The following is a 16315-nucleotide window of genomic DNA, read 5'->3' as shown; positions in this document are numbered from 1 at the left end:
GGAAGAATCGGCAATGGCTCACCGGCAACAACATCGAGCAGGAGATACAGCACGATGCGCATCGGAGTTCTCACCGCAGGCGGCGACTGCCCCGGCCTGAACGCCGTGATCCGGTCGGTCGTGCACCGCGCGGTCGACAACTACGGCGACGAGGTCATCGGCTTCGAGGACGGTTACGCGGGCCTGCTCGACGGCCGCTACCGCACCCTCGACCTGAACGCGGTCAGCGGCATCCTCGCCCGCGGCGGCACCATCCTCGGCTCCTCCCGGCTGGAGCGCGACCGGCTCCGCGAGGCCTGCGAGAACGCCGGTGACATGATCCAGAGCTTCGGCATCGACGCGCTGATCCCGATCGGCGGCGAGGGCACACTGACGGCCGCCCGGATGCTGAGCGACGCCGGGCTGCCGGTGGTCGGCGTGCCGAAGACGATCGACAACGACATCTCCTCCACCGACCGAACCTTCGGCTTCGACACCGCCGTGGGCGTCGCCACGGAGGCGATGGACCGCCTGAAGACCACCGCGGAGTCCCACCAGCGCGTGATGGTCGTCGAGGTCATGGGCCGGCACGCGGGCTGGATCGCCCTGGAGTCCGGCATGGCCGCGGGTGCGCACGGCATCTGCCTGCCGGAACGCCCCTTCGATCCGGCCGACCTGGTCAAGATGGTCGAGGCGCGGTTCGCCCGCGGCAAGAAGTTCGCCGTGGTCTGCGTCGCCGAGGGCGCCCACCCCGCCGACGGCACCATGGACTACGGCAAGGGCGAGATCGACAAGTACGGCCACGAGCGCTTCCAGGGCATCGGCACGGCCCTGGCCTACGAGCTGGAGCGGCGCCTCGGCAAGGAGGCCAAGCCGGTCATCCTCGGCCACGTCCAGCGCGGTGGCACGCCGACCGCGTACGACCGGGTGCTCGCCACCCGGTTCGGATGGCAGGCGGTGGAGGCCGCGCACCGGGGCGAGTTCGGCATGATGACCGCGCTGCGCGGCACGGACATCCGGATGGTGCCGCTGGCCGAGGCGGTCACCGAGCTGAAGACGGTGCCCAAGGACCGGATGGACGAGGCCGAGTCGGTGTTCTGACCGGACGCCGGGGGCGGGTGTTCCGGCCGGAGGCCGAGGCGGTGTGCTAACCGGTGGTTCCGCGGACCGCCGTCCAGAAGATCTCCACGATCCGGTCCAGGAAGTCGTCGCCGGAGTCCCGGGAGTCGCGGCTGCCGCCGCCCCAGCTGAGGGTGGCGGTCATGTGCCCCTGGTAGTCCTCGTGCAGCTCCTGGAGCACGTCGCCCAGGATGCCCCGGTCCAGGGGCACGAGCTTGGAGACCGGGCGGACGTAGGCCTGCCAGCGGGTGGTCGCGGCGCTGCGCAGCAGCTCGGCGAGCTTCTCCTCGCGTCCCGTGACGGCCACGAAGTCGGGCAGGTCGAGGCCGAGCGTGTGGGCGAGCGCGGCCGACTGGCGCTCGGTGCCGCGCCAGCTGTCCGTCTCCTCGGCCCGCAGGTACGCGCTGAGTTCCATCCCGACCGTGCGGGCCACGTCCTCGGGCGCGAGGCCGCGGGCGATGCGGTGCTCGCGCAGGGTGCGCGCGCGGCCGATGAGCTCCCCGGGCGAGCACCACAGCACGCCGGCGAGCGCGGTCAGCTCGTGGTTGGCGGGGGAGGCGATGCCCCGCTCCCAGGCGACGACGAGGTCCGGGGTGACGTAGGGGAGTCCGTACGAGACGCGCATGCCGTGGGCGACGTGCTCGGGGCCCATGCCGAGGCCGGCCCGCAGACGGCGGGCCGCGAGGGCGTTGAACGGAGGGCCGGGCTGGTTCGGTGGAGCTGAGGGTCGGTGCACGGGCCACAAGGTAGGGGGCCCGGACGTCGGTGACTACGGTCTGTTCGGCCAGGATCACGGATTGTAGGAACCTACGGTTTCGGTCACGCGTGACCGAAAAGGGCGTTGACCGGGTCATCCCTTGATCGCGCCGCCCAGTGCGAACCCGCCGCCCAGCCGCCGGGCGACCAGCACGTACAGCATGATCACCGGCGTCGAGTAGACGACCGAGAACGCCGCCAGCTGACCGTACGCCACCATGCCCCGGTTGCCGAAGAACTCGTTGATGCTCACCGAGGCCGGCATCTGGTCCGGAGTGAGCAGCAGCATGAAGGGGACGAAGAAATTGCCCCACATCATGACGAACGAGAACACCGTCACCACCGCGACACCCGGCCCCATCAGCGGCAGCACGATCCGCACCAGGGACTGCGGCGCAGAGGCCCCGTCCGTCCACGCGGCCTCCTCCAGCTCCTTGGGCACGCCGTCCATGAAGTTCTTCATCAGCCAGATCGCGAAGGGCAGCTGCGAGGCGGCGAAGAAGAGGATCGTCCCGTGCATGGTGTCGATCAGGTTCACCCGGACGAACAGGGCGTACACCGGCACCATGACCGCCGTGATCGGCAGGCTGGTCGCGAACAGGACGGTCAGCAGGAACGGCCGGTTCAGCCGGGACCGGAACCTCGACAGCGGATACGCGGCGAGCGCCGCGCACACCACCGTCAGCGCCGTCGCGCCGCCGCACAGGATCAGGCTGTTGAGCAGCGGTGTGAAGGTGATCTCCGGGGTGAGGATCGCGTCGAAGTGGTCCAGTGTCAGGCCGCCGGGTGCCTTGACCCGGAGGTCCGCGTGCGGGTCCAGGGCGGACAGCACCACCCAGGCCAGCGGCAGCACGAAGGCACAGGCCGCCAGCAGCAGCCCGGTGTCGGCGGCCAGCCGGTGCCGGGTGCGGCGGGCGGCGAGGGTGCGGGCGGCGAGGACGCGGGCCGGACGGGTCATGGCCGTTCAGACCTCCGTCCGCAGCAGGCGCAGGTACACGACCGAGAACAGCGAGCCGATCAGCAACAGCAGCAGGGCGACCGCGGTGCCGTAGCCGATCAGGCTGTTCTGGAAGGCCTGTTCGTACATGAACAGCGGCAGCGTCTGGCTCCTGCCGCTCGGGCCGCCCCTCGTCATCACCCAGATCAGCCCGAAGACCGACAGGGTCTGGAGGGTGTTGAGCATGAGGGTGGTGCCGATGGAGCGGCGGATCATCGGCAGGGTGACGTGCCACATGCGGCGCCAGCCGCCGGCGCCGTCGACCTCGGCGGCCTCCGTGACCTCCTTGGGGATCTCGTTCAGCGCGGCGGAGTAGACCAGCATCGAGAACGCCGTGCCCCGCCAGACGTTGGCGAAGGACACCGCCAGGATCGGCAGTGTGAACAGCCAGTTCTGGGACGGCAGGTGCAGCCGGTCCAGGATGGCGTTCAAGGTGCCCTCGCGGCGGAAGAACGCGTACAGCAGGAAGCCGGCCACGACTTCCGGCAGCACCCACGCCGTGATCACGATGCCGCCGGTCAGCGTGCGGACCGGCCTGGAGGCGCGCTGCATCAGCGCCGCCAGCGCCAGGCCGAGGGTGTTCTGCCCGATCAGCGACGACAGCACGGTGAACACCAGCGTCAGCCATACGGCGTTGCGGAACGCCTCGTCCCGGAACGCCCGGCGGAAGTTCTCCAGCCCGACGAACGACTCCTCGGCCTGCCCGGTGAGCTGGAGGTCGGTGAAGGCGATGACGACGCAGTAGACGATCGGCCCGCCCAGGAACAGCAGCAGCAGGACGACGGCGGGGGAGACGGGCAGGGCCCGGGCCAGTGTGCGGCGCCGGGAACCCCTCCGCGTCCGGTCCGGGGGCGCGGCGGGCGGGCCCGGGGGAGCCTCGGTGACCTCCGGGCCGCCGACGTGGGGCGGGGTGGCGGCGGTCACGGGCGCCCGCCGCCGTCCACGGCACCCGTCACTTCTCGACCACCTGGTTGTCGGTGGCCTCCCGCAGCGCCTCGTCGTAGCCGCGCGCCGCCTCCTCGACCGTCAGGTCGCCGGTCGTCACGCCCTCCATGGCCTCCTGGATGGCGACCGACACCTTCGGGTACGCCGGGTAGGCGGGCCGGTAGTGGGTGTACTCCACCAGGTCGGTGAAGAACCCGATGCTGGGCTGGGCCTCGACGTAGGCGGGGTCGTCGGCCACGTCCTCGCGGACCGCGATGCCGGCGTTGGCGATGTACCACTTCCGGGCGTTCGCCTCGGTCTGCATCGTCTTGATGAACTCGAAGGCGAGTTCGGGGTTGTCCGCCTTGGCCGGGATCGACCAGGTCCAGCCGCCCGACATGCTCACCCTGCCCGGCGCCTGGCCGTGCTGCGTGGGCATGTGGGCCAGGCCCAGTTCCTCGGACCACCCGGGCCATTCGTGCCCGCTGCCCTCCAGCCAGTCCTGCGGCAGCCAGGAGCCGTCCAGCGCGATGCCCAGCTTGCCCTGCGGCAGCAGCTCACCGCGCACCCGGGTGCTGAAGTTGGGGTCGAGCGCGTCGGAGACGTCCGGGCCCAGCTTCTCCCGGTACACGGTCTCGACGAAGGCCAGGGCGTCCTGGAACCCCTTGCCGCCGGCGATCCACTTCCTGCCGTCCTTGTCGTACAGCGGGTCGGAGGTGCCGTCGCCCGTGCCGTACAGCAGCATCTGGAAGCCCTGCATGGTCGCGGCCTCGCCCGCGGGTTTGCCGGTGTAGACGTTGAGGGGGGTGACGCCGGGGACCTTCCGCTTGATGGTGCGCGCGGCGGTGAGGACGTCGTCCCAGTCCTCCGGCTGCCAGTCGGCCGGGAGCCCGGCCTCGGCGAAGACGTCCTTGCTGAACCACAGGCCGCGGGTGTCCGTGCCGTCCGGGACGCCGTAGGTCCTGCCGTCCTCGCCGCGGGCCGCCGCCTTCGCCGTGTCGATGAACCGGTCCCAGTCCGGCCACTCGTCGAGGTAGGGGTCGAGGGGCATCAAGTAGCCGCTGGCGATGTCCGAGTTGATGAGGAAGGTGTCCTCGTAGACCAGGTCGGGCGCGGTCTTGGGGGAGCGGAGCATCTGCTGGAGCTTGGTGTAGTACTCCGAGTCCGGCGCCTTGATGGGCAGCAGCTGGACCTTCTTGCCGGGGTGGGCCTTCACGAACTGCTTCTTCATGTCCGCGAGATGGGTGTCCATCACCTTGATGGAGTTGTCCGTGGACTGCTTGAAGGCGACCTTGACCGTGTCCGGATCACTGCCGGAGCCGCTGCCGCAGGCGGCGAGCGCGGTGGAGGCGAGAGCGGTGAGGGTGACCAGGGCGGTGAACCGGACGGTGGGGCGCACGGGCACGACACCTCCTGCGGGCGCACGTCGTTGTGGCCGTTGGCTGCGAGGTGAACGTAAGAGGACTGGTCCAGTCGGGTCAATGCGCGTGCGGGGGTCGGCTGCGGCGCCTTCGGGGGGTGCCGGGTTCGGTGGCCGGCCGCTGCGGCTCGTCCGGGCCGGGCGCGCCCACGCGGCGGAGCCGCACATCGATACCGCTCGCGTCCCTCAAGGGCGCTGCCTGACCCAGCGATACACCAGTTCCGGTCTGCCCACCTGGCCGTACTGCGGGGTGCGGTGGGCTCGGCCCGCGTCCACCAGGTGCTCCAGGTAGCGGCGGGCCGTGATGCGGGATATGCCCACCGTGTCGGCCACGCCCGCCGCGGTGAGGCCCTCCTGCGCGTCCCGCAGCGCGACCGTCACGCGTTCCAGCGTGGGTGCGCTCAGCCCCTTGGGCAGCGCCGCCGGGCCGGGGGCCCGCAGGGTGGCCAGCGCCCGGTCGACCTCGTCCTGGCCGCTCGCCTCCCCGGCCGTGCCGCGGAACTCGGCGTAGCGCACCAGGCGGTCCCGCAGGGTGGCGAACGTGAACGGCTTCAGCACGTACTGGACCACGCCCAGCGACACGCCCTCGCGCACCACCGTCAGGTCGCGCGCCGACGTCACCGCTATCACGTCGGCGTGGTGCCCGGCCGCCCGCAGCGTGCGGGCCAGTTGCAGGCCGTGCACGTCCGGCAGGTGCAGGTCGAGCAGGAGCAGGTCCACCGGCGTACGGTCGAGCGCCCGCCGCGCCGCCGCGCCCGTGTGCGCCTTGCCGACGGCGATGAAGCCCGGTACCCGGCCGACGTACATCATGTGCGCGTCGGCGGCGACGGGATCGTCCTCGACGACCAGGACGCGGATAGGCTGCTCGGTGGTCATGCGCCGCCTCCGGACGGCGTTCCGGCGGCCCCGTCCCGCGCCGCCGGCGGCTCCCGGTCCCCGGTCAGCGGCAACCGCGCCTCGAACCGCGCCCCGCCCCCCTCGGCCCCGGCCACCGTCAGGGACCCCGCGTGCCGGTGCACCGCCTGCCGGACCAGCGCCAGGCCGAGGCCGCGGCCGTCCGGCCCGGCCGGCTTGGTCGAGAAGCCCCGCTGGAAGACCAGGTCGGCGTGGGCCGGGTCGACGCCCGCGCCCGTGTCGGTCACCCGCAGCACCAGCTCCGTCCCCGCCGTGTACGCCGTCACCGTCACCCGCGCGCGCGTGCTGCCCTGCGCCGCGTCGACCGCGTTGTCGACGAGGTTGCCGAGGATGGTCACCAGGTCGCGGGCGGGCAGCGACGGCGGCAGCAGTCCGTCGTCCAGGCGGCTGTCCGGCGACACCACCAGCTCCACGCCGCGCTCGTTGGCCTGGGCTGTCTTGCCCAGCAGCAGCGCCGCCAGCACCGGCTCGGTCACCGCCGCCACCACCTGGTCGGTCAGCGCCTGTGCCAGCTCCAGCTCGGCCGTGGCGAACTCCACGGCCTCCTCCGCGCGGCCCAGCTCGATCAGCGAGACGACCGTGTGCAGCCGGTTGGCGGCCTCGTGGGCCTGCGAGCGCAGGGCCTGGCTGAAGCCGCGCTCGGAGTTCAACTCTCCCGTCAACGACTGGAGTTCGGTGACATCGCGCAGGGTGACGACGGTGCCGCGGCGCTCGCCGCCGGACACCGGCGAGGTGTTCACCACCAGCACCCGCTCCGCCGTGACATGCACCTCGTCCACCCGTGGCCCGGAGGCCAGCAGCGCCCCCGTCAGCTGGGCCGGCAGCCCCAGCCCGGCGACCGACCGGCCGATCACGTCGTCGTCGGCGGACACGCCCAGCAGCTCCCGTCCTCCGTCGTTGATCAGCGCCACCCGGTACTGCCCGTCCAGCATCAGCAGCCCCTCGCGCACCGCGTGCAGCGCCGCCTGATGGTAGTCGTGCATCCGGCTCAGCTCGGCCGCGTTCATGCCGTGGGTGTGCCGGCGCAGCCGGGCGTTGATGACATAGGTGCCGACCGCGCCGATCGCCAGGGCCCCGGCCGCGACGCCGAGCAGGGCGGCCAGCTGGTCCCGCACCCGCTTGCTGATCTCCTCCACCCTGATGCCGGCGCTGACCAGGCCGACGATCCGCCCGCCGTCCTCGACGGGGGCCACCGCCCGGACCGACGGTCCGAGGGTGCCGGTGTAGGTCTCGGTGAAGGTGTGGCCCCGCTGGGCCTGCTCGATGTGGCCGCGGAAGGGCCGGCCGATCTGCTCGGGGTTGGGGTGGGTCCAGCGGATGCCCCGCGGGTCCATGATCGTCACGAAGTCGACTCCCGTGTCCCGGGTGATCGTCAGGGCGTACGGCTGGAGCCGCGCCGAGGGATCGGGGGAGCGGATCGCCTCCCGCACGGAAGGAGAGTCGGCTATCGACAGGGCGACCGCCCTGGCCTGTCGGCCGGCCGCCTGCTCGGCCTGCTGCTGGTCGCTGACGTAGGTGAACAGTGCGTATCCGGCCACCACCACGGCGATCAGCACGGCCTGCATGGCGAAGAGCTGACCGGCCAGGCTACGGGGGCGCGGTACGCGGAGGTGCATGCCGCCCAGTCTCCCCCGTGGCCGATTGTGAACTAAATGAACGGAAGGGTGACCGCGCTCACAGGCCGGGAGATAGTCACGGCATCCCCCACCCCGCCCCGGACGTGAGCCGCACGCCGGTGACACCGACGACGTCGTCAAGGAGGGCCGCCGTGACCAGCACAGCCGATACGGCACCTGTCGCACCCGAAGCCAAGCGGGACCGCACGCACTACCTGTACATAGCGGTGATCATCGCGGTCGCCCTCGGCATCGTCGTGGGGCTCGCCGCCCCCGGCTTCGCGGTCCGGCTGAAGCCGATCGGGAGCGGCTTCGTGAGTCTCATCAAGATGATGATCTCGCCGATCATCTTCTGCACGATCGTGCTGGGCATCGGCTCGGTGCGGAAGGCGGCCAAGGTCGGCGCCGTCGGCGGCATCGCCCTGGTCTACTTCCTGGTCATGTCGCTGGTGGCACTGGGCATCGGCCTGGTCGTCGGCAACATCCTCGACCCGGGGACCAGCCTGGCGGTCACCGACGCGGTGAAGGAGAGCGGCCACGCGCAGGTCGACGCGGAGGCCCAGGGCACCACCGAGTTCCTGCTCGGCATCATCCCCACCACCATCGTGTCCGCCTTCACCGAGGGCGAGGTGCTCCAGGCCCTGCTCATCGCCCTGCTGTGCGGTTTCGCCCTGCAGGCCATGGGCCCCGCCGGGCAGCCGATCCTGCGCGGCATCGAGCACATCCAGCGGCTGGTCTTCCGGGTGCTGGCCATGATCATGTGGGCGGCCCCGATCGGGGCCTTCGGCGCCATCGCCGCGGTCACCGGCTCGGCTGGCCTGGACGCCCTGAAGAGCCTGGCCGTCCTGATGCTGGGCTTCTACGTCACCTGCGTCCTGTTCATCTTCGTGGTGCTCGGCGCGCTGCTGCGGATCGTCTCCGGCGTCAACGCCTTCTCGCTCTTCAGGTACCTGGGCCGCGAGTTCCTGCTGATCCTGTCCACCTCCTCGTCCGAGTCCGCGCTGCCGCGGCTCATCGCGAAGATGGAGCACCTGGGCATCAGCAAGCCGGTGGTCGGCATCACCGTCCCGACCGGCTACTCCTTCAACCTGGACGGCACCATGATCTACATGACCATGGCCTCGCTGTTCATCGCGGATGCCATGGGCACGCCGATGTCGGTCGGCGAGCAGATCCCGCTGCTGCTCTTCCTGCTGGTCGCCTCCAAGGGCGCCGCCGGCGTCACCGGTGCGGGCCTGGCCACGCTGGCGGGCGGGCTGCAGTCCCACAAGCCCGCCCTGGTGGACGGCATCGGCCTCATCGTCGGCATCGACCGCTTCATGAGCGAGGCCCGCGCCCTGACCAACTTCGCCGGCAACGCCGTGGCCACCGTGCTGATCGGCACCTGGACCAAGGAGATCGACAAGGCCCGGGTGGACGAGGTGCTCGCCGGGCGGGCGCCGTTCGACGAGAAGACGCTGCTGGACGACGGCCACGGCGGCGGCAGCGGCACCGACGGCGACACCGGTGCCGGGGCCGAGGCGCCGGAACCGGGCGGGGAGAAGGAACTGGCCCGGGCCTGAACACCGGACCAGCCATGACGCCGGGCGGCTGGGACGTCCCCTCGCCGCTCAGCCGCCCGGCCCCGCGATGCCCGAATCGCGCTCCGTTCCCCGCGACGCCCGAGTCCCGTCCCGGGGCTCGGGCGTCAGTCCGTCTCCGCCCACGGGTCGGTGATCTCCCGCAGCAGGGTCAGCGCCTCTCTCAGCTGCGTCATCCGCCGCTGCCCCAGGTGCGCCGCCCACTCCCGCTCCACCTCGGCGATCACCGCGTCGGCGACGTCCTTGGCGGCCAGGGCCCGGGCCGACAGGCACACCAGCCGGGCCCGCCGGTCCGCCGGGTCCGGCACCCGCGTGACGTACCCCGCCTTCTGGAGCTGGTCGACGAGGAAGCCCGCGGTCTGCTTGGTGATCTGCGCCTGTTCGGCGAGTTCGGTCAGCCGGGTGCCGTAGGGCCCGATGCGCTGGAGAACCCGGGCCTGGGCGGGCGTGAAGTCGTCGAAGCCGGCCTCCGCGAGCGCCGCGAAGACCCGGTTCTCCAGCGCCCGGTACGGGATGAACAGCAGGACGCCCGTGTTGATATCGCTTGACACTGGTCAGCCTCTCTGACTAATTTGGTCAGTGAAGCTTACCACTCGGGAGTGGGTGATCCCATGGGTGCGGTACTCGGTGCGGACGAGTGCTGGCGGGTCGTCGACCGGGAGCGGGCGAGCCTCGCGGACCTGCTGGAGGAGCTGACCCCGAAGGAGTGGGAGAGGCCCACGCAGTGCGGGGACTGGCGGGTGCGGGAGGTGGCCGCCCATCTGACCCTCGCGCCGCGCGTCTCCCACGGCACCGCCCTGCGGGAGCTGGTCCGCGCCCGCGGCAGCCTCGATCGCCTGATCCACGACACGGCGGTCCGCGAGGGCCGGCTGCCCACCGCCGAGATCGTCGCCAACCTCCGCTCGGTCATCGGCTCCCGCCGGCTCGCACCGGCCACCACGCGCCGGGAGCCGCTCATGGACATCCTCGTCCACGGCCAGGACATCGCCCTGGCCGTGGGCCGGGAGCGGGAGATGCCCCCGGAGGCGGCCCGGGACGCCGCCGACCGGGTGTGGACCATGCGCTTCCCGCCCCGCCCCTGGCCGCTGCCGCGCGCCCGGCTGGTGGCCACCGACATCGACTGGGCGCGCGGGACGGGGGAGGAGATCCGCGGGCCGATCGCGGCGCTGCTGCTGTTCCTGACCGGCCGTCCGGAGACGGCGGCACCCCGGCTCACCGGCACCTTGCCGTAGCGCGGCTTCCGGCCGGCCTGCCTGCCCGCAGGGGGGCCGCTCTTGCCTTGACGTCGGCGTCAAGGGCTACGTTCGTCCGCATGCGCATCGGTGAGCTGGCCGCACGGGCGGGGACCACGACGCGGACGCTGCGGTACTACGAGTCGCGGGGCCTGCTGCCCGCGCGGCGCGACGCCCACGGGCATCGGACCTACGACGAGCGGGACGTGCGGCTGCTGGAGCAGATCAGGACGCTGCGCGACTTCGGGTTCGACCTGGAGGAGACCCGGCCCTTCGTGGAGTGTCTGCGGGCCGGGCACCCCGAGGGCGACTCCTGTCCGGCGTCGCTCGCGGTCTACCGGCGCAAGCTGACGGAGCTGGACGCGCTGATCGGCGAGCTGCGGAGCGTGCGGGACACCGTGGCGGCGCAGCTGGCGCGGGCGGAACTGGCCGCCGAGGCGTCGGTTCCGGGCGGTCCGGAACCGGTCTGCGAACTGGGAGGGCGAGGGCTGTGAGCAAGGCGAACGGTGTGACCGAGGTGACCGATGCGAGTTTCGCCGCGGAGGTGATCGGGGCGGACCTGCCGGTACTGGTGGAGTTCACGGCCGACTGGTGCCCGCCGTGCCGGCAGATGGCTCCGGTGCTCTCCGCCGTCGCCGCGGAGGAGGCGGGCCGGCTGCGGGTCGTGCGGCTGGACGTCGATGCCAATCCGGAGACGACGAACGCCTACCGAGTGCTGTCCATGCCCACGTTCATGGTCTTCCGCGACGGCGAACCCGTGAAGTCGATGGTGGGCGCCCGGCCCAGGCGCCGGCTGCTCCAGGAGGTCTCGGAGGCGCTGTAGCGGGCCCGACCCGCCCGAACGCAGGAAATCCCCCGAGCAATTGCGCTCGGGGGATTTCCTTGCGTATATTCGGTGATTCGCGACTTCCGAAAGGCGGGTCGCAAAAGAAGTTCAGTGAGCACAGTATATCGGGGCTGGAGCGGAATTGTCAAACACCGGATTTCCGGACGATGAATTGCGGCAGGAGCAGGAATTCATCGACGGGCTGTACGCGCGGGTGGACGCGCTGCGCGGGGAGACCGAGGGCGGCGTCACGGACGCGCTCGCGCAGGGCAACACCCCCATGCAGGCCCGTCTGGAGCGGGACATCCTCGTCGCCGAGCGCTCCGGGCTGCTCGCCGCGCTGAACGCGGTGGACGGCTCCCTCTGCTTCGGCCGCATCGACCTCACCTCGGGCGACGCCCACCACATCGGCCGCATCGGGCTGCGCGCCGACGACGCCGAGCGCACCCCCGTCCTGATCGACTGGCGCGCCGACGTCGCCCGCCCCTTCTACCTGGCCACCGGCCACACCCCGATGGGCCTGCGCCGCCGCCGTCACATCAGCACCGAGGGCCGCACGGTGACCGCCCTGCACGACGAGATCCTCGACCTCGGCGACGAGACGCGGACCGGTCACGAGGACCCGTCCGGCGACGCCGTGCTGCTCGCCGCGCTGAACTCGGCGCGCACCGGCCGCATGGGCGACATCGTGCAGACCATCCAGGCCGACCAGGACCGCATCATCCGCGCCCCGCACCGCGGCGTCCTGGTCGTCGAGGGCGGCCCCGGCACCGGCAAGACCGCCGTCGCCCTGCACCGCGCCGCCTACCTCCTCTACGAGCACCGCGAGCTGCTCGCCAAGCGGGCCGTCCTCATCGTCGGCCCCAACCCGGCCTTCCTCGGCTACATCGGCGAGGTGCTGCCCTCCCTCGGTGAGACCGGCGTGCTCCTGGCCACCGTCGGCGAGCTGTTCCCCGGCGTGAAGGCGACGGCCACGGACCCGCCCGAGGCGGCGGCCGTCAAGGGCCGCGCGGAGATGGCCGACGTGCTCGCCGAGGTGGTCCGCAGCCGGCAGGCGCTGCCCGACCCGGTCATCGCGATCGAGCACGACCGCGAGGTCCTGATGCTCGACGACGGCCTGGTGAACGTCGCCCGCGAGCGCACCCGCGCCGCCAAGCTGCCGCACAACGCGGCCCGCGAGCACTTCGAGGGCCACATCCTCAACACGCTCACCGAGCTGTACGCCGAGCGCATCGGCACCGACCCGTTCGACGGCTCCAGCCTGCTGGACGCCAGTGACATCACCCAGATCCGCGACGAACTCGCCGAGAACCCCGAGGTCTGGTCCGCCGTCGACCGGCTGTGGCCGCGCCTCACCCCACAGCGCCTGGTCGCCGACTTCCTCGCCGCGCCGGAGGACTTCCTCCCCGCCGGGGACGCCGACGCCGTACGCCGCCCGGTGACCCGTCACTGGACGGTGGCCGACGTGCCCCTGCTGGACGAGGCCGCCGAACTCCTCGGCGAGGACGACCGGGTGACCCGTGCCCGCGCCGAGCGCGAGCGGGAGGAGCAGGTCGCCTACGCGCAGGGCGTGCTGGACGTGTCGTACGCCTCGCGGACCTACGAGTTCGAGGACAAGGACGAGGAGGACGCCGAGGTCCTGCTGGCCCACGACATCATCGACGCCGAGCGGTTCGCCGAGCGGCAGGAGGAGCAGGACCACCGCAGCGCCGCCGAACGCGCCGCGGCCGACCGCACCTGGGCGTTCGGGCACATCATCGTGGACGAGGCGCAGGAGCTGTCCCGGATGGCCTGGCGGCTGCTGATGCGCCGCTGCCCGACCCGCTCGATGACCCTGGTCGGCGACCCGGCGCAGACCGCGGAGGCGGCCGGCGTCGGCTCCTGGTCGAAGATCCTCGCGCCGTACGTCGAGGACCGCTGGGAGCACACCCGGCTCGCCGTCAACTACCGCACCCCCGCCGAGATCATGGACGTGGCCGCGGCCGTGGTCCGTGCCGAGGCACCGGACTTCGACCCGCCCGCCTCGGTGCGCTCCACGGGGGTCCGGCCCTGGGTCCGCGCCGTCGACGACCTCCCGGCGGCGGTGGCCGGGGCGGTCGGCGAACTCACCCCCGACGAGGGCCGCCTCGCCGTCATCGCTCCCCGGGAGCTGCACCGGGCGCTGGCCGCCCGGCTGGACGGCGTGACCGCGGGCACCGAGCCGGACCTGACGCACACGGTCGTCCTGCTCGACCCGCGCCAGTCCAAGGGCCTGGAGTTCGACTCCGTCCTGGTCGTCGAGCCCGGCCGCTACGGCACCAGCGACCTGTACGTCGCCCTGACCCGGGCCACCCAGCGGCTCGGCGTCCTGCACACCGAGCCGCTGCCGAAGGGCCTCGTCGACATGGCATGACCAGGGTCTCGGACAGGCCCCGGGCGACAGGTCCTAGGCCGGTCGCAGCCACACCGTCGCCAGGGGCGGCAGGGTCAGGCGGATGCTCGCCGGGCGGCCGTGCCACCCCTGCGGCTCCGGCTTGACCGGGTCGGGGTTGGTGACGCCGCTGCCGCCGTAGCGCGCCGCGTCGGTGTTCAGCACCTCGTGCCAGGCGGGGACGTCGCCGGGGACGCCGAGCCGGTAGTCGGGGCGGACGACCGGGGCGAAGTTCGACACCGCGAGCAGCGGGGTGCCGTCGGCGTCCAGCCGCAGGAACGCGAAGACGTTGTCCTCGGAGGCGTCCCCGACCACCCACTCGAAACCGGCCGGATGGGTGTCGCGCTGCCAGAGGGCGGGCGTCTCCCGGTAGACGCGGTTCAGGTCGCGCACCAGGTCGCGCACGCCCCGGTGGTCCGGCGCCGCCCCGTACTCCAGGTCGAGCAGCCACCAGTCGGGGCCGTGCGCCTCCGACCACTCGGCGCCCTGGGCGAACTCCTGGCCCATGAACAGCAGCTGCTTGCCGGGATGGGCCCACATGTAGCCCAGGTAGCCGCGGTGGTTGGCGCGCTGCTGCCACCAGTCGCCCGGCATCTTCGACACCAGCGACCGCTTGCCGTGCACCACCTCGTCGTGGGATATCGGCAGCACGTAGTTCTCGCTGTACGCGTACACCATCGAGAACGTCATCTCGCCGTGGTGGTACTTGCGGTGCACCGGGTCGTGGCTCATGTACTCCAGCGAGTCGTGCATCCAGCCCATGTTCCACTTCAGCCCGAACCCGAGCCCGCCGAAGCCGCTCGGGCCCTTGTGGTGCGTGGCCCGGGTCACGCCGTCCCAGGCCGTCGACTCCTCGGCGACGGTGACGACGCCGGGCACCCGCCGGTAGACGGTGGCGTTCATCTCCTGGAGGAAGGCGACCGCGTCCAGGTTCTCCCGCCCGCCGTGCTCGTTCGGCGTCCACTGGCCCGGCTCGCGCGAGTAGTCCAGGTAGAGCATCGAGGCGACCGCGTCGACCCGCAGGCCGTCGATGTGGAACTCCTCGCACCAGTACACGGCGTTGGCGACCAGGAAGTTGCGCACCTCCCGGCGGCCGAAGTCGAACTCCAGCGTCCCCCAGTCGGGGTGGGCGGAGCGCAGCGGGTCCTCGTGCTCGTACAGCGGGCGCCCGTCGAACTCGGCCAGCGCCCAGTCGTCGCGCGGGAAGTGGGCCGGCACCCAGTCCATCAGGACGCCGATGCCGGCCTGGTGCAACCGGTCGACCAGGGACTTGAAGTCGTCGGGGGTGCCGAGGCGGGCCGTGGGCGCGTAGAAGCCGGTGACCTGGTAGCCCCACGAGCCGCCGAAGGGGTGCTCCGCGACCGGCATCAGCTCGACGTGGGTGAAGCCCAGGTCCTTGACGTACGCGGGGAGCTGCTCGGCCAGTTGCCGGTAGGTGAGACCGGGGCGCCAGGAAGCGAGGTGCACCTCGTAGACGGACAGCGGGGCCTCGTGCGCGGGGGCGCCGGCCCGGCGGTCGAGCCAGTCCGCGTCGCCCCACTCGTAGTGCGAGGCGTGCACGATCGACGAGGTGGCGGGCGGTTCCTCGGTACGGCGGGCCAGCGGGTCGGCGCGGAACGTCCGGGAGCCGTCGGGCCGGGTGATCTCGAACTTGTACGGCTCGCCCTCGCCGACGCCGGGCACGAACAGCTCCCAGACGCCCGTGGCGCCGAGGGAGCGCATCGGGTGGCCCGTGCCGTCCCAGAAGTTGAAGCCGCCGGCCACCCGCACGCCGCGCGCGTTCGGCGCCCACACCGTGAAGCGGGTGCCGGCCACGCCCTGGTGGGTCATCGGCTCGGCGCCCAGCGCCCGCCACAGCTGCTCGTGCCGGCCCTCGCCGATCAGGTGCAGGTCGAGATCGCCCAGCGTGGGCAGGAAGCGGTAGGCGTCCTCCGTCTCCTGCACCGTCCCCTCGTACGCGACGAGGAGCCGGTAGGCCGGGACCTCGTCGAGCGGCAGCAGTCCGGAGAAGAAGCCGTCCCCGTCGTCGTGCAGCTCGGCCCGCAGGTCCCCGGAGGCGACGGTCACCCCGAGGGCGTACGGCCGGAAGGCCCGGAAGGCGACGCCGCCGGGCGCCGGGTGGGCGCCGAGCACGCCGTGCGGGTCGTGGTGCGTCCCGGCGAGCAGCCGCTCCCGGTCGCCGGCGTCCAGGGCGGGCGAGACGGCCACCTCCAGCGGCCGGGGCGCCACCGCCCCCTGCGCGGACGGCTGTTTCGAGGAGCTTTTCCCCGCGGTGGTCTTTTGCATGGTGGTCTTCTTCACGGTGCTCTTCTGTGCGGTGCTCTTCTTCGCCGTGCTCTTCTTCGGCGTGGCGGTCTTCTGCACAGCCGCCTTCTTGGCAACCGCCTTCTTGGCGACCGTCTTCTCGGCCGCCGCCTTCTTGGCAGCCGTCTTCTTGGCAGCCGTCTTCTCGGCCGGCTTCTTGGCGGTGCTCTGTTCCTCGGCCGGCTTCTTCGGGTCCGGGCCACTGGACGGGGGGCGGGGAGTCACGGGCGGCGCCTC

Annotated in this window: 14 protein-coding genes; 6 read left to right on the top strand and 8 right to left on the bottom strand. The window is 72.1% G+C overall.

Annotated elements, in window-relative coordinates:
* Positions 1 to 54: 54 nt before the first annotated feature.
* Positions 55 to 1080 carry an ATP-dependent 6-phosphofructokinase gene (locus ACLGIH_RS10040; RefSeq protein WP_416524883.1) on the top strand — a complete coding sequence of 342 codons (1026 nt, stop codon included), beginning with the start codon at positions 55 to 57 and terminating at the stop codon, positions 1078 to 1080.
* Between the two features lie 46 nt (positions 1081 to 1126).
* On the opposite strand, the gene ACLGIH_RS10035 is transcribed toward ACLGIH_RS10040, so the two are convergent.
* The 6 genes from ACLGIH_RS10035 to ACLGIH_RS10010 form a co-directional block, all read right to left on the bottom strand.
* Positions 1127 to 1843 carry a helix-turn-helix domain-containing protein gene (locus ACLGIH_RS10035; RefSeq protein ID WP_416524882.1) on the bottom strand — a complete coding sequence of 239 codons (717 nt, stop codon included), beginning with the start codon at positions 1841 to 1843 and terminating at the stop codon, positions 1127 to 1129.
* A gap of 105 nt (positions 1844 to 1948) precedes the next feature.
* Positions 1949 to 2812 (bottom strand): carbohydrate ABC transporter permease, encoded by an 864-nt coding sequence (locus ACLGIH_RS10030; protein WP_416524881.1) that lies wholly within the window; start codon positions 2810 to 2812, stop codon positions 1949 to 1951.
* Between the two features lie 6 nt (positions 2813 to 2818).
* Positions 2819 to 3775: a carbohydrate ABC transporter permease gene (locus tag ACLGIH_RS10025; RefSeq protein WP_416524880.1), complete on the bottom strand. Its 957-nt coding sequence runs from the start codon at positions 3773 to 3775 to the stop codon at positions 2819 to 2821.
* Positions 3776 to 3803: 28 nt separating this feature from the next.
* Complete coding sequence (locus ACLGIH_RS10020; protein WP_416529332.1) at positions 3804 to 5174, bottom strand: extracellular solute-binding protein; 1371 nt, start codon at positions 5172 to 5174, stop codon at positions 3804 to 3806.
* Positions 5175 to 5381: 207 nt separating this feature from the next.
* Positions 5382 to 6071 (bottom strand): response regulator, encoded by a 690-nt coding sequence (locus ACLGIH_RS10015; RefSeq protein WP_416524879.1) that lies wholly within the window; start codon positions 6069 to 6071, stop codon positions 5382 to 5384.
* Positions 6068 to 7726: a sensor histidine kinase gene (locus ACLGIH_RS10010; protein WP_416524878.1), complete on the bottom strand. Its 1659-nt coding sequence runs from the start codon at positions 7724 to 7726 to the stop codon at positions 6068 to 6070. Before ACLGIH_RS10010 ends, ACLGIH_RS10015 begins: the two co-directional genes overlap by 4 nt.
* A 152-nt stretch (positions 7727 to 7878) precedes the next feature.
* Between ACLGIH_RS10010 and ACLGIH_RS10005 the strand changes: the two genes are divergently transcribed.
* On the top strand, positions 7879 to 9288 hold the full coding sequence (locus ACLGIH_RS10005) for a cation:dicarboxylate symporter family transporter (protein WP_416524877.1): 1410 nt from the start codon (positions 7879 to 7881) through the stop codon (positions 9286 to 9288).
* 125 nt (positions 9289 to 9413) lie between these two features.
* On the opposite strand, the gene ACLGIH_RS10000 is transcribed toward ACLGIH_RS10005, so the two are convergent.
* Positions 9414 to 9857, bottom strand: coding sequence for a MarR family winged helix-turn-helix transcriptional regulator (locus tag ACLGIH_RS10000; RefSeq protein ID WP_416524876.1), 444 nt, complete (start codon positions 9855 to 9857; stop codon positions 9414 to 9416).
* Positions 9858 to 9917: 60 nt separating this feature from the next.
* Between ACLGIH_RS10000 and ACLGIH_RS09995 the strand changes: the two genes are divergently transcribed.
* The 4 genes from ACLGIH_RS09995 (at position 9918) to ACLGIH_RS09980 (ending at position 13756) form a co-directional block, all read left to right on the top strand.
* The gene (locus ACLGIH_RS09995; RefSeq protein ID WP_416524875.1) at positions 9918 to 10538 is read left to right on the top strand and encodes a maleylpyruvate isomerase family mycothiol-dependent enzyme; all 621 of its coding nucleotides are present in this window, start codon (positions 9918 to 9920) and stop codon (positions 10536 to 10538) included.
* 80 nt (positions 10539 to 10618) lie between these two features.
* Complete coding sequence (locus ACLGIH_RS09990) at positions 10619 to 11032, top strand: MerR family transcriptional regulator (protein ID WP_416524874.1); 414 nt, start codon at positions 10619 to 10621, stop codon at positions 11030 to 11032.
* Entirely contained in the window at positions 11029 to 11361 is a 333-nt protein-coding gene (locus ACLGIH_RS09985) for a thioredoxin family protein (RefSeq protein ID WP_416524873.1), read from the top strand. Before ACLGIH_RS09990 ends, ACLGIH_RS09985 begins: the two co-directional genes overlap by 4 nt.
* A gap of 175 nt (positions 11362 to 11536) precedes the next feature.
* The gene (locus ACLGIH_RS09980; RefSeq protein ID WP_416524872.1) at positions 11537 to 13756 is read left to right on the top strand and encodes a HelD family protein; all 2220 of its coding nucleotides are present in this window, start codon (positions 11537 to 11539) and stop codon (positions 13754 to 13756) included.
* 33 nt (positions 13757 to 13789) lie between these two features.
* Here ACLGIH_RS09980 and glgB read toward each other — a convergent pair whose 3' ends face one another.
* On the bottom strand, positions 13790 to 16303 hold the full coding sequence (gene glgB, locus ACLGIH_RS09975) for a 1,4-alpha-glucan branching enzyme (RefSeq protein ID WP_416524871.1): 2514 nt from the start codon (positions 16301 to 16303) through the stop codon (positions 13790 to 13792).
* Positions 16304 to 16315 lie beyond the last annotated feature (12 nt).

The sequence above is a fragment of the Streptomyces hamibioticus genome (assembly GCF_047946815.1).
GTDB lineage: Bacteria > Actinomycetota > Actinomycetes > Streptomycetales > Streptomycetaceae > Streptomyces.
Note: the sequence above shows the minus strand (reverse complement) of the source record. Positions and strands in the feature narration are given on the sequence as shown.